Below are 20,562 nucleotides of genomic sequence, written 5' to 3' on the forward strand. Positions count from 1 at the left end.
CAAATGGAAAAAGGCAAAATCCTGCTTGCCGTCACCGGCTTTCATCCGCAGCGCTGGCGCGAGCTGCTGTCGGCCGAGCGCGAAGTGGTGCTGGAGCCGGACGGCGCTTCGGATCCGTCGATCACCTATGCGGTGGTGTGGAAGCAGAAGCCGAACCTACTGAAATCGCTGCCCAATCTGCGCGCAATCTTCTCGATCGGCGCCGGCGTCGACCACATCTTCGCCGATCCCGGCCTGCCCGATGTGCCGATCGTCAAAGTGGTCGCCGAGAACCTGACGCAGTACATGACCGAATATGTCGTCTGGCGCGTGCTCGACCATCACCGCCAGGGCATGCTCTATCGTGCGCAGCAGCCGAAGAAGACCTGGCACGAACCGCCGCAGCGGCCGGCCGGTGACATCTCGGTCGGCATTATGGGGCTCGGCAATCTCGGCCGCGCGGCGGCATCGGTGCTGTTGTCGCTCGGCTTTGCCGTCAATGGCTGGTCGCGGAGCGACAAGGCCATGAAAGGCGTTGCGACCTATGCCGGAGAGGCCGGGCTGATCCCCTTCCTCAACGCCACCGACATACTGGTGGTGCTGTTGCCGCTGACGCCGGACACGCACGGCATCATCAATTACGGCGTGCTGAAGGAATTGCGCAAGCGAAACGGCCTCGGCGGCTCGGTGCTGATCAATGCCGGGCGCGGCCGGCTGCAGAAGGACGCCGACATCTTGCGAGCGCTGGACGACGGCACGCTGAAGGAGGCGAGCCTCGACGTGTTCGAGGTCGAGCCGCTGCCGAAGACCAGTCCGCTTTGGAGTCACCCGAAAGTGTTCGTGACGCCGCACGCGGCGGCGACCTCCGACCCTGTCCACCTGGCGCCGAGCATGTTGCGGCAGATGGATGCCTTCGAGCGCGGCGAAAAGCTTGATAACGTGGTCGACCGCAAGGCGGGGTACTGAGGAAGTTCAGGTTCAGCTCGGCAGGGTGAACTTCTTCTGTTTGTTGGGCTTGCCGCAGTCGCGGCGGACGATCGAGCGGTTCATGGCGTCGATCTTGCCACTTGCCAGATCAGTATCGCGCTTGCTTTTGGAGCGCATATCCGGCGTGAACGGGCCGAAGCCCATCGCCGGATTGGAGAAGCTCGGCTTGGCGTCCGTCGACAGATGGTATTGCTGCGCCAGTTCGTTGCGCTGCGCCAGCAACTGGTCGCAAGGCACGTTGTCATATTGCAGCGACGATTGTACGTCCTGGTCCTGCCGCTCCGACATCGAGCTGCTGCAGCCGGCCATCGCCAGGCAGGACGCCAAGACCATCATGTTCCAGCGCATGTGTTCCTCCTCAATGCCTGCCGAGGGCTTTTCTCGGCTTGTATCCTACCTGATGCCGCGCGAGCCGCAAAAATCCTATTCACGTTTTCGAACAAGACGAGACATCAACCCTTGGACGAGGGCACCGCCAGCGCGGCAAGCCCGCCGACCGGCTGGCGGCGATCCCAGCGGATGACGGTCGGCTGCATCGACAGCACCGACAGGCCGTTTGCGGCAAGCACCCGCTCGACATAGGCTTGAGAATGGGCGTAGCGACGAGACGGCTGCAGCGCAAAACCGGCGTCGCCGCCCGCCCCGCCCTTGGCTGGCGTTTCGACGGAAAAGGCAAACAGGCCATTGGTGGCCAGAATGCCGGCGACGGTCTTCACCACGCGATCGAGCGCGCCGACATAGATGAACACGTCGGCCGCCACCACCAGATCGGCTTTCGGCCCGGCATAGGCAAAATGCTGCAGATCGGCCTTGGCGAGCAGGTCGTAGACGCCCTTGGAGCGGGCCTTTTTCAGCATGGCGGCGGAGATATCGTAGCCCTCCAGCCGTTCGGCGACCGGCCGCAGTTTCTCGCCCATCAGACCGGTGCCGCAACCGAGATCGAGCGCCAGCGAAAAGCGGCCCGGTCTTGCCGCGCGAATGGCGCGATCGAGAAACTCCGGCAGCCGGTAGCCGAGCTTGTCGACCAGCGAGTCCTCGAAAGTCTCGGCATAGTGGTCGAACAGCGTCTCGACGAAGGCGCTGGGTGGCGCTGCGGCAGCCGGCGCCTTGCCGATGAGTTGCAGCTTCAGCGCAGCACCCAGGCGATCCGCCGGGTCCAGTTTCAGCGCCGTCGCCCAGGCTTGAGCCGCCACGTCGAGCCGCTCGGCTGTCTCCTGCATCTCGCCAAGACGGAACCAGCCCGCCGCCCATTGCGGCGCCAGTTCCAGCGCGCCGAGCAGCAGCTCCGCCGCTGCCGCGTGCTCGCCCGAGCCGAAAAGCATCTCGGCATAGTCGGCGCGACGGTCGGCGGTCAGGTCGCCGGACGAGATTTTCAGCGGTTGCATGGCGATGGCCCCGCCGGCTGATGCGGCCGGTGGCTGGCTGTAGGCCGAGTCAGCAGTCTCTTGCAACAGGCTTCCCGCGCTGGAATTAGCCACTATCTTGACTGGATGCGCGCCAGCGACCTGCTCCATCCCCGGCCTGAAGGCCTTTATTGCCCATCCGGCGATTTCTTCATCGACCCGGTGCGGCCAGTCGACCGGGCGTTGATCACGCATGGCCATTCCGACCATGCCCGATCCGGCCATCGTTCGGTGCTGGCGACGCAGCAGACGCTCGACATTATGGGGTTGCGTTATGGCGAGGATTTTGCCGGGACAACGCAAGCGGCCGTGCTTGGCGAAGCGATGGCGCTGAACAATGTCAGCGTCACCTTCCATCCGGCCGGCCATGTGCTGGGCTCGGCGCAGATCGCGGTCGAGCACAAGGGCAGGCGCATCGTCGCCTCCGGCGACTACAAGCGCCAGAAGGACGCGACCTGCGCACCGTTCGAACCGGTCCAATGCGACGTCTTCATCACCGAGGCGACCTTCGGCCTGCCGGTGTTTCACCATCCGCCCGACACGGAGGAGATCGCCCGGCTGCTCAAATCGGCGGCGCAGTTTCCCGAGCGATCGCATCTGGTCGGCGCCTATGCGCTGGGCAAGGCACAGCGGGTGATGCGGCTGCTGCGCGATGCCGGTTATGACAGGCCGATCTATATCCACGGCGCGCTGGCCAAGCTCAGCGAATATTACCAGAGCCAGGGCATCGACCTCGGCACGCTGGAGCCGGCAACCGTCGACAGCGGCGGCAAGCAGGATTTCACCGGGGCCATCGTTGTCGGCCCTCCATCGGCCTTCGCCGACCGCTGGGCGCGGCGCTTTCCCGACCCGATCTCATGCTTCGCCTCGGGCTGGATGCGCATCCGCCAGCGCGCCAAGCAAGGCGGCGTCGAACTGCCGCTGATCATTTCCGACCATGCCGACTGGGATGAACTGACCGCTACCGTCAAGGAGACGGGCGCCGGCGAAATCTGGGTGACGCACGGCCGCGAGGAAGCGCTGGTGCGCTGGTGCGAGCTGGAAGGCATCGCCGCCAGGCCACTGCACCTGGTGGGATATGAGGACGAGGGCGATTGATGGTGATTTTTGATCCAGAAATCGCCGGCGCGGCGATCCTTCCCACCCCCCTCTGGCCTGCCGGCCATCTCCCCCGCAAGGGGGGAGATCAGATGTCACCTCCGCTTTCGCCAATCGCCAACCTCGCAAGATGGGCGGCAAGATCAAGGCTGCCAATCTCCCCCCTTGCAGGGGAGATGTCCAGCAGGACAGAGGGGGGTGCGCCAGAACGCAAACCTCTGCCGTCAACGCGGTCCTTGCATCCATGAACCGCTTTGCCGAACTCCTCGACCGCTTGGTGCTGACGCCGTCGCGCAATGGCAAGCTGACGCTGCTCGTCGATTATTTCCGCAGCGTCGAGGACCCCGACCGCGGGCTGGCACTGGCGGCGATCACTGGCGACCTCAACATTGCGGCGGTGAAGCCGGCGATGCTGCGCACGCTGGTCACCGAGCGCATGGATCCGGTGCTGTTCGGCTATTCCTACGACTATGTCGGCGACCTTGCCGAAACCGTCTCGCTGGTTTGGCCGCAGACGCCGGGACATATCCCCAACCGGGAGCCGACGCTTGGCGATGTCGTGGCGACGCTGCAGGCGGCGAGCCGCTCGGACGGACCCAAGGTGCTGGCCGGGCTGCTCGACAGCGCCGGCATTTCGGCGCGCTTTGCCATCATCAAGCTCGTCACCGGCGGCTTGCGTATCGGCGTTTCGGCGCGGCTGGCCAAACAGGCGCTGGCCGATTTCGGCAAGGTCGATGTCGCCGAGATCGAGGAGCTGTGGCACGGGCTGACACCGCCCTATATCTCGCTGTTCGCGTGGCTGGAAGGCAAGGCCGAGAAGCCGAAGCGGACCGCACTTGCCCTGTTCAGTCCGGTGATGCTGTCGAACCCGGTCGGCGACGGCGACCTCGAAAAGCTCGATCCGGCCGACTATGCCGCGGAATGGAAATGGGACGGCATCCGCGTTCAGGCGGTGTGCGAGGGCGGCGTGCGCCGGCTCTATTCGCGCACCGGCGACGATGTGTCCGGCGCATTCCCCGATCTCGCCCAGGCAATGGATTTTTCCGCCGCGCTCGATGGTGAATTGCTGGTCGGCGAGCCGGTGGCGACCGGCACCTTTTCGGACCTGCAACAGCGGCTCAATCGCAAGAGCGTGGCCCCGAAGATACAGCAGCAATACCCGGCATTCATGCGCTGCTACGATGCGCTGCAGATCAACGGCGAAGATTTGCGCGCGCTACCTTTCCGCGAGCGGCGGGCCCGTCTTGAGGCCTTCATCACAACGCTGGACCCGCACCGTTTCGATCTGTCGCCGTTCGTCGAATTCCCGGATTGGCAAACGCTGGAGGAACTGCGCCGCGCGCCGCCGCACCCGATCATCGAAGGCGTGATGCTGAAGCGCTGGGATTCGCCCTATCTCGCGGGACGGCCGAAAGGCCCGTGGTTCAAGTGGAAGCGCGATCCGCACACGGTCGATGCTGTGCTGATGTATGCGCAGCGCGGCCATGGCAAGCGGTCCAGCTTCTACTCCGATTATACGTTCGGCGTCTGGTCGGGGCCGGAAGGCGCAGAGGAACTGGTGCCGGTCGGCAAGGCCTATTTCGGCTTCACCGACGAGGAGCTGAAGCAGATCGACAAATTTGTCCGCGACAACACGGTCGAGCGTTTCGGCCCGGTGCGCTCGGTGCGCGCCGACCGCAGCCAAGGCCTGGTGCTGGAGGTGGCGTTCGAAGGTCTCAACCGTTCGACCCGCCACAAATCCGGCGTTGCGATGCGATTTCCCCGCATCTCACGGCTGCGCTGGGACAAGCCGACCGCCGAAGCCGACCGCATCGAGACGCTGCAGGCGCTGCTTGATCGCTAGGCGGCGCTTACGGTTCGATCGAAACGCGGATCTCGTAGATGTCGACCGCCTTGCCCTGCTTGTCGAAGTCGGAGTTGATGGCGATGCTGCCGGCCGCGCCCGGGGGCTTGTCGGGGAATTTCACGTCGAACAGATATTCGTTACGCTGCTGGCCGACCGCATAGCGCTTGCGGCCGCAGTCGCCGAGATCGCCGAAATTGCAGTCGACGGAGATCTGCGTGTCCTTGCCGTCCTCGGCGCGGGCGACGATGTCGAACACGGCATGTTTGCCGGCAAGCTTCTCCAGCACGCCCTGCCCGACATCGAAGCTGATGGCCGAGCCGGAAGCACCGGAGCGGATGCGCAGGAAGGAGCCGGTGTCATCCTGCACGACATCGGCCTTGGCGTCGGACGGGGTCGCCACATGCGTTGGATCGGTGGGTGTAAACACGTTGATCCAGTCGCGCGTCTGTTCGGCGACACCAGGCTGCTGCGGCGCGCCAGGCTGCTGCGGCTCAGTTGTATCGGCAGGCGGCGTGAAGTCGTCATCGTCGACGGTCGGCGGCGCTTCGGGCGGCGCCGTGTCGAGCTGCGCCGGCGTCTTGAAGACCCCGGTCTGCACGGCGAAATAGAGGCCGATGCCGGCGGCGGCGAGCAACGTCACGCCAAAGAAGATCGCCGTCAGCGGCAGGCGGCGGCCCCTTATCCGCCTTTCATCACGGTCAGGCGCCACTTCCGCCGCGGCCTCGGCCGGCGCGGAATCGGCCATATCGATCGCCGGGGCGCCGGGCAGCGTGGCGTCAGGCATGATGTCGGGGACGACCGGCAGCACGCGCGAACGCGGCGCGTCGGATGCCTCGGGCTGAACCGGTTCATCAACGACGATCGCCGGCGACGGTCCGGCCGCGACACCTGTCGGGGCATCGACCGCGGGCGCCTCGGCGGCGCCCTGTACGGCGTCTTGCGGCTGCGCAACGCGTTGCGTCAGCGCGGTATCTTGTGTCTGCGCAGCGCTCTGCGTCTGCGCGGCGACATCGGGGACTGCGGGCAGGAATTCGGATTCGATCTCGGCGATCTTTTCCTGCACCGCCTTACGGCGCTTGATGGCGGCTTCCACCGTCACGCCGGGATTGGCCTGGAGCACGCGGTCGAGCGCCGCGAAAGCCGACCGATAGACCCGCTCGCGAAATGCCCGGTCCTCGGCGTTGCCTTTCTCGAAGGCGTTGCGGATCGCTTTTTCGATCGCGTCCAAAAGCGAATTCCCCTGTCCGTTCGCTTACATTGCCATGATCGTTAGCCGCAGGCGACCAATCAATCAACGGGCGAGCGCCCGCATTCTGCCTTACAGGCCTGTTCAAGGCCCATTTCGATGCGTTTTGGCAATAAAATCAGTCCGTTTTGCCGCCTTGCCGGGCAGTTTGTGCGCAGTCCACCGCGACGTCTCCGCGTAGCCGAAAAAGCAAATGAGGCGGTGGCTCATTGCGCGCCAATGGAAAATGCCGGGACGAATTGCCGGATGCCGGCTCGAAATCGCGGTTGCCCATCTTGAATTAGCGGCCGGTTGAGTCTATCACCCAGCCGATCCTGGAACCTCGCGCTTCCCGGGCCGCTTTAGCTCAGTTGGTAGAGCACATCATTCGTAATGATGGGGTCAGGTGTTCGAGTCACCTAAGCGGCACCATTTCTCTACTGAAAATGCTTTATTTCCAGTATGATACAAGAAGTTGATAGATTCCCATCCACCCGAAAATCCACCTCAGAATGCTTCGTTGGCAGGCCCGATGAGGGTCGCGTCCAGCCCGTATCATGGCCATCTGGGCGAAGGTATCAGTCATCAGATTGAACAATCCCGCTTACCTTGTAGGCGGTGGCAAGGCTGTCCAATTGGTCGCTCTTGGGTCTCAAGCAAAATCACCCTGGATAGGTTCTGTTTCGATGAAATCACAAAAATGAAATCCGGTCCTCTCTAAGGCGGGCGCGTTCCTAATTCCGCCCTGTTGGGACCACTTTCAATAGTCTACTGAGCATAATATTGGCTCTGCCGCGCCTCTTCCTCATCCGGATCTCTCAGGTAACTAATCAAATCTCGCAGGCAAATTACTTCCAATCTTTTTTCCCTTAGCTGGTACAACGCGTGTGTTGATCCGAAGAATTCCCTTACAGATCCCTCTTCGCCGACTAGATACGGGCTAACTCCAAACTCCCTTGCTGTTTTCTGGCCAACACGCCAGCACACCAATAACTTTATGTCTTGAGGATACTTTTTCTCTTTGGCGAAATCGTCAACAAGCGCGTCCGAATCATACTTATATTCAAGTACATATGGAATTGATTCCCGTCTCTCGCTGCTAGGGCTGACACCTAGCTTCCTTTCTACAGAGTATAGGGCGCTGTCGTCCTCATAATTCGTCACGAAGATAGAGTCGTAACGTTCACTCTCTGAGGTAGCCAGAAATCCGTAGCCTTCAAATATTCCCATGCCTACGAGTTCATGAAATAATGCAATGACGTCTTGTTCACTTTGAGGTTCGGATTGCAGGGCGCAAGCGCGATTACGAAACCTAAGCGCAAGGGGTTTACTCTCACGGTAGGTCTCCTGCTGTTTAATAAAGTCGCGAAGATCTCGCGCAGCCGTACCTGTTGGCGCGCCGGTATCTTCCCGCATCAACGATAGATAGCGCTTGAACACATCGACGGCGCGCCGTCCCAGTTCATCAGCCAAGGCCTTTATCTCCGGCTGAAAAACCTTTCTACCCATGTCCGGGTTTCCATCGCGCAGATGGACTACGATGTGGGTATTATTTTGATATCCGATGGTGCTGGTCAGAGGGATAACAGATAAGTCTCCCTGGGGCATAAAATCGGATGCCAACTGCAAGCCTCCTCGCAGCAAGACTGCGTTTGGATGGACCTTAAGAATATCCTTCTGAAAAGTCGTCCACGTCTTAGCCGAACTCAGGAAGCAGCCGTATACAGTTATATCGTGCTTAGAGACGAGAATCTTTTGATCTTCGTCAAGGTTTCTCGAGATATGAATTTCCTTCAAGATATCCTCAGATTTCCACACGTCCCAAACGGCGTCCAGACGCCGGAACTCGTCCGGCAATTTTTGCAGCCGGGTAGACAAGTCTCCTGAGATGGACTGAATTTTCTTTTCTATTTCAGAAAGAGATTTCTGCTTATAAATAAGGGGTATCTCGTGGGGATAATAATAATCAATATCCCTATTCTTCGCATATGTTGACTTGCCACTCAGGTCCGTAACCTTGACATGATATTCTACATTGATGTCACGGCCAGAGGCGGAAAGATATATCCCGCCTATTGGGGTCTTGATCCGAAGTAAATCCAGCCACTGATCGGCGTTTGTAGCTTGGATCCAGGCTAGCTTTGGTCTCTGTTGGCTTTCAATGAGAACTTCAACACATGTCCCCGATGTTTCATGCTCCAAACCTTCGGCATGATGGGCAATTGCGCTAAAGCGCGGTCTTGGAAATGAACCGGATGTGTCTTCTGCCCATTGGCGTCCGCTATTAAGTTGCCCTGCAATAGAGCCTCCTTTTTGCTTGGTGATCAACCTCACGCTGGAAAAGCCGTATGCTACGAAGGTAGCGCCGACACCCTTGTGTCCCCTAGAGTCCTTACGGCTCTTGAAGCTTACATTTGGCCGAAAACAAAACCGAAATTGATCGGAATCCATGCCGCAACCATTATCGCAGACCCGCACGCGATTTTTGCTTATATCGATCTCAATTTGGATACGGGGTTTATAATCGTCTCCTTCAAGCTTCTTCCGGATGTCTACAGCATCCAGTGAATTTTGTAGTAACTCCGAAAACAGGTCGAAATATCCAGTATAACTCTTCAAGATATTCAACACCTCACGGCGAACAGCTTCTTCTGCGATAGACTTTTCAAGGCCGCCAGGAATGTGATTTTCTGCAAGTGGATCAAACCCTTCGATGTCGTGTGGTGTCATAAAAAGTTCCCCCGGCCTTTAGAAGTGTGAGGCGCTATTATGACAACACCCGCCCAGGGATGTCCACCAAGCAAGGCCAGACAGCGCCCAAGACCGTGGCCCGCCAAATTGGAACCTGCTTTGCGCCTCATTATAGGCCCGGCGGGTTGCAGGCATTTCCGCACAGAGAGCCACCAGCCACTTACCTAACGCCGTTGTAGGGGCCGTTTGTCGGGCGACGACAAGCATTGCTAGCTGATCGCACGGGTCGCTATCGCCGGCCCTTGGAGGAAAGCTAATTCTTCAACGCGCCCATATAGGGCTATCTGCCCGCTTATTGTACCGGCCTTCTGCCTAGCATGGTGGTAAGCGAAAACGTATGCCGTGGTTCATCCGCAGGAAGTCAGAAAAAATCTGGTGAGATTTAGAAGCAGGTCACTCCAGCCCTCCCCATCCGCAAATTGGGACCGGCCCCTCCCTCCTCTAAAGACTTGGTGGAAGCCACCGTGGCGCGCAGTCATCCTGATACTGTATAAGCTCACTGCATTTCCATAGAGGCGGCGTCACCCGCGCCAGGAAACTCTATGATGAACCCTCCACTCTTCCGCCGATTCCAATCCGGTGTGAGGGTCGCGATCAGGCCTGCCTCAGCGCCAAGCATCATATCAACGGGCAGTTTCTCGACCCATCGCCCACGCTTCTCAAAGGTTAGACAGAGAACGTAGACCTCAGCTTTGTAAAGTGCGGTGTGGAGCAGCTTGTGCACGGGACGCGGACTAGTAGCGCCGGCGTTTTGCCTTCTCAGGTAGGACCCAAGTCGTCTCCTCAGGTTCTCGGCTGAACCGATGTAACAAACCTGGTCCTTGTGGAGGAGCGCGTAGATTGCGCTTGCATTCGGGAGCTCTTTCAGCGGTGGCTCAATATGACACCCTCCGTCCCACCGCAGTCGTGCGATGACTATGAATCCGGGTAGTTTATCACTTACCGCCTTTTTGATTTTCCAACCAAGCTGCTTCGCTGCGCGCATGCCCCACTACGCACCCATTTGGACGCTGCCAGTTGCCAAAAAACTGGCGAACTCCTTCAGCCATTCTACGGCCGTTTCTCACGTCGCCAGGTCGGCTTTTAGTAGCGGTCTGTGCCTGACCCGCTTGGCTCTGGAATCACCTTTCCAGATCGCGCGCGGCTGCAAGTTCGCGCCTTGTGGATGTGTTCAATCTGCCTCGGTAACATCTGGCCCTGGTACGCCAGCTTCTTTCAATGCCCGAGCCAGTTTTCTAAACAAGTTGGGGTGGCCCCGCTTGCTTCCTCGTCGGCATTAACGGTGGTGTGAAACCAGCCGGAGTGAGGTAACGTCAAATGAATATGTCCTGTTTCTGCGTTGTACCATGCTCCAACGCTGAGATACGCCGTATTTCCGCCCTTTTCACTCTTACGAATGTCGTCAACCATATTCCCCTCCAATGCGATCCAAATCTAGTCGCCAAGAATGGACACGGCATATCTCGACCGCAACCCGTCTAAGTGACGCTGCAACCCGCCGGGCAGTCCAACCTTGTCCCATGAAGCCCACAAGTCCAAATAGGATAGGGCCATAAATACCGGACCGCCATTCCCATTCACCGCGTTTGCAAATTGTCGGATTTCCTGCCGGTGTTCTTCAAACACTGGGTGGGCGTGAGGATTTAAAGGCTCCCAAAAGAGGTAGAGCAATGTCGTAGGGCGGTCGGGAAACGTGTAGGATATGCCAAGCGCATGCTTGATCAACTGACCCGCATCAAGCCACCTATAGGGGCTTGGGATCAGAGTTAGTCGCGTCATTTCTGCAAACCAAGCCGTTTCCCGCCTGCTATCTGTAATTTCACGAAAGTACGCAGGGGCGAACTCTGGCTTGTGGGCTGACAGCGGTTCCAGGCATTTTGATTCTACAGCAACGATACCGCCCGGATGTTCTGCGACCAGGTCCAGGTTAGGCGATCTTCGTCCGTGGAGGCCATGTGGGCATTTCCGCTCAAAGCTCAGATGTATGAAGCGATCCCCGCCTGGCAATCGAAGTGCGCTGGGGTCTGACTTGAACGGCGCGAACGTGTTTACAGCTAGGGCAGACGATGAATGTGCGGCGCGGAATTTCCCGCCAAGCTCATTGCCATCCCCTTGCATGAGGTCGCTGACAAAATCTTCCGGTCGCACTCCGGAAATCAGGTTCTCCTCCATTTCCTGGGTATAGCCGTTCTTGTCCAACTGGATATGCGGAGCATATCGCAAAAGGCCGCTAGCAAGGGCAGTTCGGCATGCGACCGCCGCAGCGCTCGCGGATAGCGGTCTGACTTTGTCAGCTTGTATCGTCATGCTCCCCTCCGTGGTCTGATCTGCCGCCGCTCAGGCGTCCCTCATCGTTCGATTTCGGCGGAACGGTCGCCGCCGGCGCGGAGTATGAGCATAAGTCCAACGTCTGACCTCCAACAGCCGCTCATTCCTGAATCTGGTGGCGACCATTCCCAGTATCGTTTGGCTTGGAAAGATTTGCGCGCGCTGCCGCGCCGCATTTATGAATGCGCTTGGTGCCAGTGCCGCAACAATGGCATGCCCTTCAACGCGTTCCGGCAACAGACACCAGAGCGTGCGATTTGGCCGTGACGGCTCACTTGTTGCCGCGGCATCTTCAAAATCAAAGAACACCGGCGTAGTGCATGTAACCCACGTCATAGGGAAGCTCTCCCCTGGGCTATGCGTAGTGAAAATGCTTGTCCCCGGTATCGGCTTGAAAAGCCTTCGACCACGAAGAAACCGGGATCGATCTCTCTTCAGCCTCGCTCCGTCCACGACCCAGACCATATTTCGATGGAACGCCTCGCGTGCTGCCTTCTCCTGTATTGGCAAATGCGAGTGCTGGAACTCGATGACCAAGCCATATTCGGTCTTCACATCGGCAATATGTTTCTCACCTGCCTCGTCACGCTGGATCACCTCCTGCCATCCTGCAGGAAATTGGTCCTTCCAACCGCGATGCCACGGGGTTTCCGGCTCCCACCACGGGTCGCAGTTCCTGCTGCCGCGATGCGCCCAATGCCAGACCCTTTGCGTTCCGCACCTTGCAGTCATTGGCTGCGTGCAGCCCGGGCAGAAAGCGATCATTCCAGGCGATGCCTCACACCGAATATTGTTCACCAATGCAAACCGCATGTTCTTCTCCATAAGCGTTCAGGGCCGCACACCATCGCAGGCGGCAGCCAGATTCTTGTTTGGGAAGCTATGTCGGCAGCGCGGCCAGCCTGAGCTGGTGCTGTTTCTTTTTATCTTCGACGTGAGGTCAGACCGTCGTCGGTTATCATGCGGCTCAGAAAATGCCCGGCGCCGCTTCTTCTCAAAGCACGCACCAAAAATATCTGACTTGCTGGTTCAGTCAAGTCTGTCGGGTCCGGCGCGGTGCCGTCAATCTATGACGCGGACGGGCGAGGGCCTAATGCTGCTGCCAGCAAGTACGAGTCAGGGCCATGTCGGCGCGTGAAGGGCACGGCGGCTAGCAAAGCACAGGCCACATATCAAACGCCGCTGTCGGGCGTTTGTCGGGGGCGATGACCGCTGATTGTACCGGCCGTCTGCCAACCATGGTGGTCAGTAAAAATGTGTCTGCGGGGTTCATCAGTAGGAAGTCAGAAAAAATCTGGCGCGATTTCGAAGCAAGGTCACGCCAGAAGAGGACCCTCCGGCGCCGCAAATCAGGAGCGGCCCCTCCCGATGGCGTGCCTTCCTGGCGCGCCATATGCCAACGGCGTATCCACTCGGCGGGGTATATGTGGTTGAATGACGTTGTTGCCGAGTTGTCCGGTGCCCGAGTCGCCGTCGTAGGTGATCAGAATGTCGAGAACAATAGGTCTCTATCTTTCGGTTTTGGTTGGGTCGGTCGCTGCAATGAATAGCGCTTCTGCTGACGATCAAGAGAAGATTGTCGTTGCAATGAGGCAGATAGCGTCCGCTTGGCAGGACGCTATTTCCTCGCAGAGGCCGCTTCTAATGGCGTGTGGGGACAACACGTTCCAAGTACGAAGATTCCTAACGGACAGCACAGTTAGTGTGGATCTGCGACGCACTGATTCCCTTATGAACCCGTATTTGGGAATAATTTTTATACAAGGGGGTCAGGAGTCAAATGGGCTAAGCCAGCGGGCGAATGGAGCAAGAATGGACACTCTAAACGGAAATAGAGTATCCTGCTTTAAAACAAAGAGTGACGCCTTGTCTGCAAATGAGTTGAACGACTTTTCGCAAGAATTCCTTGGAAGCACCATTGCGTACACCGTATACTATCATCTTGATGGTGACGTCATGAAGCTTAATAATGGCGATGACCAATTTGTGAGAAATTTCGCCTACCATCTTTCCAATATCAAGGATAATATTCAACTCTGGAAGGACGTCTTGGTATCAACGTTTCAGTAACCATTCAGCGGTCTAGACATTTGAAGTCCGGGAAACGTTGGTCTAGACCGTGCATGGGGGTGCTCGCCGAACTATCCACCGGCGCCCCTGATGCACCTGGATATAAGGCTGTCGCGGGGTTGGCACGTGTTGCCGGTGTAGGGGCGCCCGTCAAGCGCGCAGCGGCACCTGTCCATTCATTTGTCGGCCGCACGACAACGCCATCCGCCCGCCAAGCCCACCTATGCCGTCGCAGTCCTTTCTGAAGCCGTGCGGGAGTCAGGAAAGGAGCATGTTCCACTGCCGCTTTGGCGTGTGGTAGGAGCGGCCCCTCCTGCGCCACTGCGGAAACGAGACATGCTGTTTCGCGCTTCCATTTACATGAACATTAGCTAAGATGAAGATTCCCAGACAGGATGACTGAGCGGACCGCGAAATCTGCATCCGGTTTGATTTATTGTTGGCTGTAAGCGCATTCCTTGAGCATTCCAAGCAAACAGGAGAACTCGCAATGGCTGCACTCTCTCCACTATCGGTAGCTGGCCTGTCAGTATTTTTGCTACCCTTGTTTTCGATCCCGGCGCCGGCCTACGACTTGTTCAACATAACGCATGACCATTACGCAATCCCAATTTCTGGATCGATCGGCTCCAATGTCGTTCTCGGTACAGGCTTGATATTAGACGACCCTACAACTCCGATTGTTGCACCCTTTGGCCCCTTCAAGGGCACTAAAGCGGCCATGGAAAGTGTCACCGACCGCGCACTCAATAAAGATGAAATCGATACTAGTACGGTTACCTTTATCGAAAACACGTCGGCGTATGAATATTCTAAAGTTATCCAAGCCAATATGAAAGCGACGTTTGATTTCGGTTCCGGGGGCGTTGCCTACAGTTATATGAAGAGCGTAACTGAAGACTCCGACGTTATAATAGCGATAATCAGGCGTTCGGTCACCAGTCCGCCAATCGATGAAACGAAGCTGAGTTGGGCCAGCAAGCCACGGTCCGAAGACATTGATGACCCGAATGAACGCCTCAAACAATTTATAAATGACAACGGGTCCCACTATGTTCAGGCCATTCGCTACGGCTACAGAGTCGCCGTATATGGACGGATACATTCCAGAGTCGATAAAGAGGTAAAACAGTTCAAATCGGCATTCAAGGCGGCTTTCTCAAGAGGAGTTGGCGGGTATGGAATTGACGCCAAAGAAAGCAAAGTCCTAACCAAATCTGAAGTCGAGCTGAAAGCGGAAGTCACTTCTGGAAAAATTGTTCCAGAAACCTCGCCCGTCCTTACAACATTTAGTGACATAAATGATTTTCTTAAAAAAGTTAAAAATGGAGACGTTACCCTGTATCCTGGGCCAATTGAAGTTCAAGCCAATTCTTACTGGCATACCTTGATCGACTATCCAAAAACAAGAAAGTCCCTCGATGCAGTAGATGCTCGGCTGGAAGCTCTATACGGGGTACCAAAGGGTAGTATCATATCGTGGTCCCCACCTCAGGAGGCGCAGCGGAAGAATGATGATGGCACAATAACGATTGTTACCCCTGAGGGGTGGAAAATCTGTGATGGGAACGGCGCGCCAGACCTGACGGGAAAATTTGTCATGGGCACAGGCAGTGTTAATGAAGTCGGGTTAACGGGAGGATCCATTAAGCACACGCATAAAGCGAGTGTTAAGTATGTGACCCGCAATACATATGTCGAAGATACATACCGCAAACCTGTATATAGGAACAATGTAGCTGTGCCTGTGGTGAGCGAGACTGAAGTCTTGCCGCCCTATGTGGAGCTGGTGTATTTGATGCGGATGTGAAGGAGTTGGAGGCGATAGCTAGGACTATGGGGCCGCGCAGGTGCGCTGCCGGACATAAGCCGCGATTGTGGGCCTTAATGTCCAAGGCTATGACAAATGAGCTCAGCCTGATCAAAGTATTCGGACGCTGCACGGGTCGGATGCCGGGTCAGGATCGCAAACCGCCCAGCCGAATGGCCTAAACACATGAACCCGTCGGGCGTTTGGACTTTCTCCGCTGGGCCATAACCCAGACCCGACAACACACCTAAGATGTCGTTCTTGAACTTGGAGCCAGTAACGAACAGCGCGACCTGCGGTCTGAGAGAAACCAGCTCTTCTGCCAATGCAGCACAGCAAGCACTGGCCACTTGGCGCCATTCCCCGTCCATAGGGGTCTCCGCCGAAGTCGGTTCAATTTTGCAGACATTCGTCCACGCCAACGAGTGTCTTGAGCGATCAAGGCGATCAGCCAACTTCCAGAAAGCTCGGCTGCCCGGATGACTGCGTTCTCGCTTCAGCATCCAACTCAGCGAATTCTCGGCGCTAGTTAATTGGTGATAGTTGATGCGGACGTGCGGACCTGCCGGACCTAGGCTTTGTCCCACACAGAGAATGCTGGAAAGATCCCCTGGGCGGTACTCCGGGCCGACTGCGCCTGAAAATACGCCGTCTGCCGCCCAGCCGTTGGCTGTAGCTGCTCTGCCTGCTTTCACCAAACCGTTCCAAGCTTTCAGACTGATCGGAGACATTCACATCCCCCATGCTTCTCGGGTTTCCGACTTTCGTCGCGTCTGGGAGATCTACGTCATACATCAGGGTGGTCGCCCATGCGAAGCTGGCTGCGAGCTGAGTTAGCCTTCGGTAAAAGCCCGTGCAGAGATTGTTGCATTTTTTCTAAATTAGTCTCACCTTGTATTGGGATTGTCCGAATTGGCGACCGGAGTGCGAGGGACTCGAAGCTCCGGCACGACAAGCGGAGATCTGCATTTGTGCGGCGAAAACTTTTGCCTTTCTCAGTGCGGAAAAGGTTGGGGTTGTTATGAGCGCACGGAACCATCTGGTCTGCCTTGTCTTCGCAAACGCAGAGGACTTTCTCCGGCCGTTTCAGTGCGTTCCCGCGTGGAACCTCTCACAAAGCTTTTCGCCCAGCAAACATAAGAGAGGTCGACAACGCTCCGGAGGAACGCAATGCGAAGCAGGATAGCCGCCCTCGCTATCATGTCATTTGCGGCACTGAATAGCGCCAGCCAAGCAGGACCTCCCGTGCCAGAAAACACAGATGCGGGGAACAACTTGGCCGATGCACCAGCTTCCAAGGAACAAGATGATCTAAGAGACGCGGTTTCGCTACTTGAACTGGCTATCAAATGCCCGGTGCCAAACCGCGACGTCGAACGCTTCATCGCGGGCAGGAAATGGAAAGAGCAACGGGCCGCGCGTTATACGGGCACGGCGGCGGAGTTCAAAATTGAACTAGATAAGAAGCAAGTCGATACGGGAGACGATAATAGATACCCGGTTTTCATCGTTAGGGAGACACTATCGGCAAGTTTTATTCAGCTTGAAGTGTCCAATCCGAAGCCAATGGTAGTCCGGCTCTCATGCAAGGCCCACGACTCTTGCATCTCAAGCGACTTAGTTGAAACAAACTATAGTGCAAGTTGCGGCGAAAACTACGATGGTTGTGGCCAAAGCGTTAGCGAGCCATCTCATGATAACTTGAGCGGCACGAATATCAGGCTATGCGACGAGGCGTCGACGAACGACGCTATGGCCGCCTTGGGATTTTTGGTCAATGGCAAATAGGTTGGTGTCGAAAATGGGCAGGAGGGCGAAATAATGCGCTTCTACTTAGTTTTACCGTGGCTCATGTTAGTCGTTCCAATCGCGGCAGCGCAAGGCAACAAACCGACAATCACTCAGTCATGCATTGTATCGACCAGTCTCGCTGAAGAATATAGGACTGAATTATTGCCGCCCGGGGTATGTCCGATGGCCTTCTTGAGCTCCCTGGCACGTGACTCCACAAAGCGGCCAAATCCAGCGTCGTCCATGAAACCCAGCCGACTCTGGTCCTCAAGAAGAGTCATGGCATTGATCCCGGAGGCGAGGCGCCTCAGGTTATTCAGTCCGACGCGCTGGCAAGTTCCAACGGAAAAGAAACGCAGTTCCAAGTGAGCGCATGGACCGAGGCCCGTTTTTGACGGCCGATCTGAATACATGGTGACGTTGCGTGTCGTCTTGTTGATGCTCGTGTAGACCGTTGCGGCGACAGAGTTCGTCCGCCTTGCTCCGTGGAATTTCTGCAGAAAGCAGTTCTCAAGCAACGAGCCGGCCAAGCCGGCGTGCCGCTTAGAACGAGTTATGAAATCGACCGCAATATCTACTCTCGCGACCGAGAAGATGGGGCGTACACTTGTTTGTCCATATGAGTAATGGGTATTCTTGTCGAGATAACTGAGAGCTGCGGCCGTCGGCTGCATCAATACCCAAACGCTGCCCGCGCGCATTCTAGGCGGGAGCTTCTGGGCATTGTTCCGGCGTCGAGGAAACGGGGCCGAGCCATTCAGGCGTCTTAGCTCACGATAAAGATAACCTGGCAGTTTGGGATAAAAGACGATCTCCAACTGATCGATGTAGGCTACGGTGTCAATAATCGAATCTGCTGCGGCAAGCTCCCTTAGCAACGGTATAGACATTGGTGCTGTCATAGCGCTGCCCTCCTCAAGCCGCTTCTATCAAGGTGCACACGAAAACGCTTGGTCTTGGATGCCGGCGCCGGCAGTGACGACGCATTTATGTGCGTCTGGCGGGTTGCCATTTTCTGCTCGATCACGGCCAGAACTTCCGTCTCGATCCACCATGTGTGACCATCTATCCTGATGGGTTCTGGCAGCGTGCCGCGCTGCGCATAGCGCCAGACGGTCGCGACCGAAACGTGCATCACAGTCGCTACTTCCTTGACGCTCAGAAATTTCGTTGCGTGGGCTGTCATTGGGCGCAAGGCAGCAGCCGCTTCTTGCGAAACGTTGGCCCGGAGAACTCTCCGTCGGTCGTGCAGGGTCATTACAAGCTCCTTTGTTTTTCGTTACCCTGCTCTAATAGACGTGAGCCGATGTTTTGCAGTTGGCCAAATTTGTGGTTTTTGGTCGATTTTCGCCGGGGTGCCCGCTGCCAAGTATTTGACTGGGAACAGTTATAAATTTCTTTTTGTTAGCCGACGAAGAATACGGAGGCCTCATGAGCGGAGTGAGGCCGCCAATCCAGCTAGAGCCGGACACGCGCACGGTAGTTTTTCCCAACATGGCTTGTGACATGGACAGCCCAGCGATCCAGCAACTCACGCCTTTGATCCAAATAGTCAGTGCGGCGGTAGGACCTTTCAACGCTTGAGCCGATCGTATGGCCAAGCACGGTTTCGGCTACCTCGTGCCGCGCGTCGGTTGTTTCCGCCAGCCAATCCCGCAGCGATGAGCGGAACCCGTGCGGTCTGTATTCCAGGCCGGCACGTTTCATGTGTTGGCTCATCGCCATGTCGCTAATGACACCCTTCTTGGGGTTGGCAAAAAGGTGGCCGTCACGCTCAAACTGCTGGGCTTTCTCAATCACAGCCAGCGCTTCGGCCGACAAGGGCACCCTGAATTCCGTGGTGGCGTCCCGCCGCCCCTTCATTGCCTCGGCCGGTATCGTCCACACGTCACCTTCTATCTGGTCCTCATGGATATGCCTGATAGGCGCCGACCTCACCCCCGTGAGGATTAGCAAGCGCAGGGCCAGGTGCGTGATGTTGTCCTCTTTAAGCGTGGCGTAAAACGCCGGCAGGTGCGACCAAGGCATCGCGGGAATATTCTCGGCTTTGTGCCGCTGCTTTCCCAACAAGGCCCTTGCCTTATCCGTGGCCTGTAGGTCCACCTCCAGGCCCAGCGCGGCGGCATGTTTGAGGCATATACTCAGCCGGTTCATAGCCTTGCGCGCCGTGTCGGCCTTGGCATGCCAGATGGGCGCTAGGGTGTCACGTATGTCGCGCTGGTCTATTTCTCCGACGGGCACCTTCCCAAGTTTGGGCAGCACATGCAGTTCCAATGGCGTGAACCACCGGCCAGCTTTCCCGTCTCCTTTCAGCTCCGCCTTGCGCGTCTCAAAGGCATCTTTGGCGATGTCGGCCAAAAGATGCAGGTTGCGCGCGGCTTCCCGCTTTTCCCGGTCCCGTATCTTGATGGGATCTTTTCCAGCCCGCGCAACCGCCCGCCATTTGTCGGCACCATCGCGCGCTTCCTTGAGGCTGACGTCCGCGATAGAGCCAAGGCCCATTTCCCGCCGCCTACTGTGTATGGTGTAGCGCAGGAACCATTGGCCTCCGCCGTCATTGCGTCTGAGCAGCCACAATCCACCTCCGTCGGCGTACTTGCCCGGCGCCAACTTCTTGACGGCAATAGCACTTAGTCGGTTGAGGGCGCGCATGGCATCCACCTCTCCAAAATACCTAAAACCACCTATCACAAACCACCGTAAAATCCACCTTTCTATCTATGATAAGTTGCATTCAATTGCGACAGTGTGAGACATGAGAATCGGCTAAGTGTCTACGGTATATGGCAATAGGATATAGCGTGATACACGCTGAGGTCGTATGTAAATGCCCCTAAGCGGCACCAGTTCTCCATCCGACGCAAGCGTGACGGCAGGTGCAAGGCTAATGCACGTCACTCCCTACGCCAACACCGGCACTTCCTGTCTGCCTCGTCGACATGCGCCATATGGCCGCCGCCACAGGATTGCGTCGTCAGACGCTTGACCATCGACTATGCTGCATCGCGCAAGATCGACAGCCTAGAGAACCCGACAATACAAGCATAATTTATAAGATACAAAACGACTATCTTGGAATAATCTTCGTCAATTTTGACCTATATCAGACACTCCGGATTATAGTTGTGTAATTAAACCGTGCCTTTTCTGACATGGTACTACTGCTCATGCAGCATTGCGGACGTGAAAAACCCTGATCGACGCAACGCACTCGCAAATCATACCCATTTTTAGCACTAACTCACACAAATATTACAGCTCGATAGATATTTTG

17 protein-coding genes and 1 tRNA gene are annotated in these 20,562 nt (G+C 57.0%); 6 read left to right on the forward strand and 12 right to left on the reverse strand.

The features are described from left to right. Positions 1 to 3 precede the first annotated feature (3 nt). Positions 4 to 945, forward strand: a complete 942-nt coding sequence (locus X757_RS155620) for a glyoxylate/hydroxypyruvate reductase A (protein ID WP_023696755.1) — start codon at positions 4 to 6, stop codon at positions 943 to 945. A 12-nt stretch (positions 946 to 957) separates the two neighbouring features. On the opposite strand, the gene X757_RS155615 is transcribed toward X757_RS155620, so the two are convergent. Beyond that, positions 958 to 1,314, reverse strand: coding sequence for a hypothetical protein (locus X757_RS155615; RefSeq protein ID WP_023725789.1), 357 nt, complete (start codon positions 1,312 to 1,314; stop codon positions 958 to 960). A gap of 104 nt (positions 1,315 to 1,418) precedes the next feature. After that, a complete protein-coding gene (locus X757_RS155610; protein ID WP_023725790.1) occupies positions 1,419 to 2,351 on the reverse strand; it encodes a class I SAM-dependent methyltransferase in 933 nt (310 codons plus the stop codon). Between the two features lie 105 nt (positions 2,352 to 2,456). Here X757_RS155610 and X757_RS155605 point away from each other — a divergent pair, with 105 nt between their 5' ends. After that, complete coding sequence (locus X757_RS155605; RefSeq protein ID WP_023725791.1) at positions 2,457 to 3,467, forward strand: ligase-associated DNA damage response exonuclease; 1,011 nt, start codon at positions 2,457 to 2,459, stop codon at positions 3,465 to 3,467. A gap of 244 nt (positions 3,468 to 3,711) precedes the next feature. Next, positions 3,712 to 5,310, forward strand: a complete 1,599-nt coding sequence (locus X757_RS155600) for a cisplatin damage response ATP-dependent DNA ligase (RefSeq protein WP_023688777.1) — start codon at positions 3,712 to 3,714, stop codon at positions 5,308 to 5,310. 7 nt (positions 5,311 to 5,317) lie between these two features. On the opposite strand, the gene X757_RS155595 is transcribed toward X757_RS155600, so the two are convergent. Further along, positions 5,318 to 6,541, reverse strand: a complete 1,224-nt coding sequence (locus X757_RS155595) for a hypothetical protein (protein WP_023669501.1) — start codon at positions 6,539 to 6,541, stop codon at positions 5,318 to 5,320. A 353-nt stretch (positions 6,542 to 6,894) separates the two neighbouring features. On the opposite strand from X757_RS155595, the gene X757_RS155590 reads away from it, so the two are divergent. Beyond that, a tRNA-Thr gene (locus tag X757_RS155590) sits at positions 6,895 to 6,970 on the forward strand. A 336-nt stretch (positions 6,971 to 7,306) separates the two neighbouring features. Here the strand turns inward: X757_RS155590 and X757_RS155585 are convergent. The 5 genes from X757_RS155585 to X757_RS1000000166355 all read right to left on the reverse strand — a co-directional run bounded on the left by X757_RS155585 (position 7,307) and on the right by X757_RS1000000166355 (position 12,442). Continuing rightward, positions 7,307 to 9,268 carry an ATP-binding protein gene (locus X757_RS155585; RefSeq protein WP_084629483.1) on the reverse strand — a complete coding sequence of 654 codons (1,962 nt, stop codon included), beginning with the start codon at positions 9,266 to 9,268 and terminating at the stop codon, positions 7,307 to 7,309. A 517-nt stretch (positions 9,269 to 9,785) separates the two neighbouring features. Continuing rightward, positions 9,786 to 10,274, reverse strand: a complete 489-nt coding sequence (locus tag X757_RS155580; protein ID WP_023725794.1) for a GIY-YIG nuclease family protein — start codon at positions 10,272 to 10,274, stop codon at positions 9,786 to 9,788. Between the two features lie 230 nt (positions 10,275 to 10,504). Next, entirely contained in the window at positions 10,505 to 10,699 is a 195-nt protein-coding gene (locus X757_RS1000000167865; RefSeq protein ID WP_156933422.1) for a hypothetical protein, read from the reverse strand. Between the two features lie 24 nt (positions 10,700 to 10,723). Beyond that, a complete protein-coding gene (locus X757_RS155575; protein ID WP_023725795.1) occupies positions 10,724 to 11,596 on the reverse strand; it encodes a hypothetical protein in 873 nt (290 codons plus the stop codon). 30 nt (positions 11,597 to 11,626) lie between these two features. Continuing rightward, a complete protein-coding gene (locus tag X757_RS1000000166355) occupies positions 11,627 to 12,442 on the reverse strand; it encodes a competence protein CoiA (protein WP_084629485.1) in 816 nt (271 codons plus the stop codon). A 1,735-nt stretch (positions 12,443 to 14,177) separates the two neighbouring features. On the opposite strand from X757_RS1000000166355, the gene X757_RS155565 reads away from it, so the two are divergent. After that, positions 14,178 to 15,497: a hypothetical protein gene (locus X757_RS155565; protein ID WP_023725797.1), complete on the forward strand. Its 1,320-nt coding sequence runs from the start codon at positions 14,178 to 14,180 to the stop codon at positions 15,495 to 15,497. Between the two features lie 74 nt (positions 15,498 to 15,571). On the opposite strand, the gene X757_RS1000000167870 is transcribed toward X757_RS155565, so the two are convergent. Then, positions 15,572 to 16,228, reverse strand: coding sequence for a uracil-DNA glycosylase family protein (locus tag X757_RS1000000167870; RefSeq protein ID WP_156933423.1), 657 nt, complete (start codon positions 16,226 to 16,228; stop codon positions 15,572 to 15,574). A 439-nt stretch (positions 16,229 to 16,667) separates the two neighbouring features. On the opposite strand from X757_RS1000000167870, the gene X757_RS155555 reads away from it, so the two are divergent. Continuing rightward, the gene (locus X757_RS155555) at positions 16,668 to 17,285 is read left to right on the forward strand and encodes a hypothetical protein (RefSeq protein WP_023725799.1); all 618 of its coding nucleotides are present in this window, start codon (positions 16,668 to 16,670) and stop codon (positions 17,283 to 17,285) included. Between the two features lie 113 nt (positions 17,286 to 17,398). Here X757_RS155555 and X757_RS155550 read toward each other — a convergent pair whose 3' ends face one another. The 3 genes from X757_RS155550 to X757_RS155545 form a co-directional block, all read right to left on the reverse strand. Beyond that, positions 17,399 to 18,190, reverse strand: coding sequence for a hypothetical protein (locus X757_RS155550; protein WP_156933424.1), 792 nt, complete (start codon positions 18,188 to 18,190; stop codon positions 17,399 to 17,401). Continuing rightward, complete coding sequence (locus tag X757_RS1000000165715; protein WP_023725801.1) at positions 18,187 to 18,546, reverse strand: AlpA family transcriptional regulator; 360 nt, start codon at positions 18,544 to 18,546, stop codon at positions 18,187 to 18,189. Before X757_RS1000000165715 ends, X757_RS155550 begins: the two co-directional genes overlap by 4 nt. Positions 18,547 to 18,746: 200 nt before the next feature. Then, complete coding sequence (locus tag X757_RS155545; protein WP_023725802.1) at positions 18,747 to 19,940, reverse strand: site-specific integrase; 1,194 nt, start codon at positions 19,938 to 19,940, stop codon at positions 18,747 to 18,749. Positions 19,941 to 20,562 lie beyond the last annotated feature (622 nt).

Origin of the sequence: Mesorhizobium sp. LSHC412B00 (genome assembly GCF_000503035.1) — a bacterium.
Taxonomy (GTDB): Bacteria; Pseudomonadota; Alphaproteobacteria; order Rhizobiales; family Rhizobiaceae; genus Mesorhizobium.

Coding starts and splice junctions, on each gene's coding strand:
- X757_RS155585 (WP_084629483.1), bottom strand. CDS start 9,268: ATGACACCACACGACATCGAAGGGTTTGATCCACTTGCAGAAAATCAC.
- X757_RS1000000167865 (WP_156933422.1), bottom strand. CDS start 10,699: ATGGTTGACGACATTCGTAAGAGTGAAAAGGGCGGAAATACGGCGTAT.
- X757_RS155555 (WP_023725799.1), top strand. CDS start 16,668: ATGCGAAGCAGGATAGCCGCCCTCGCTATCATGTCATTTGCGGCACTG.
- X757_RS155575 (WP_023725795.1), bottom strand. CDS start 11,596: ATGACGATACAAGCTGACAAAGTCAGACCGCTATCCGCGAGCGCTGCG.
- X757_RS155550 (WP_156933424.1), bottom strand. CDS start 18,190: ATGACAGCACCAATGTCTATACCGTTGCTAAGGGAGCTTGCCGCAGCA.
- X757_RS155610 (WP_023725790.1), bottom strand. CDS start 2,351: ATGCAACCGCTGAAAATCTCGTCCGGCGACCTGACCGCCGACCGTCGC.
- X757_RS155545 (WP_023725802.1), bottom strand. CDS start 19,940: ATGCGCGCCCTCAACCGACTAAGTGCTATTGCCGTCAAGAAGTTGGCG.
- X757_RS155605 (WP_023725791.1), top strand. CDS start 2,457: ATGCGCGCCAGCGACCTGCTCCATCCCCGGCCTGAAGGCCTTTATTGC.
- X757_RS1000000166355 (WP_084629485.1), bottom strand. CDS start 12,442: ATGGAGAAGAACATGCGGTTTGCATTGGTGAACAATATTCGGTGTGAG.
- X757_RS155600 (WP_023688777.1), top strand. CDS start 3,712: ATGAACCGCTTTGCCGAACTCCTCGACCGCTTGGTGCTGACGCCGTCG.
- X757_RS1000000165715 (WP_023725801.1), bottom strand. CDS start 18,546: ATGACCCTGCACGACCGACGGAGAGTTCTCCGGGCCAACGTTTCGCAA.
- X757_RS1000000167870 (WP_156933423.1), bottom strand. CDS start 16,228: ATGTCTCCGATCAGTCTGAAAGCTTGGAACGGTTTGGTGAAAGCAGGC.
- X757_RS155580 (WP_023725794.1), bottom strand. CDS start 10,274: ATGCGCGCAGCGAAGCAGCTTGGTTGGAAAATCAAAAAGGCGGTAAGT.
- X757_RS155615 (WP_023725789.1), bottom strand. CDS start 1,314: ATGCGCTGGAACATGATGGTCTTGGCGTCCTGCCTGGCGATGGCCGGC.
- X757_RS155620 (WP_023696755.1), top strand. CDS start 4: ATGGAAAAAGGCAAAATCCTGCTTGCCGTCACCGGCTTTCATCCGCAG.
- X757_RS155565 (WP_023725797.1), top strand. CDS start 14,178: ATGGCTGCACTCTCTCCACTATCGGTAGCTGGCCTGTCAGTATTTTTG.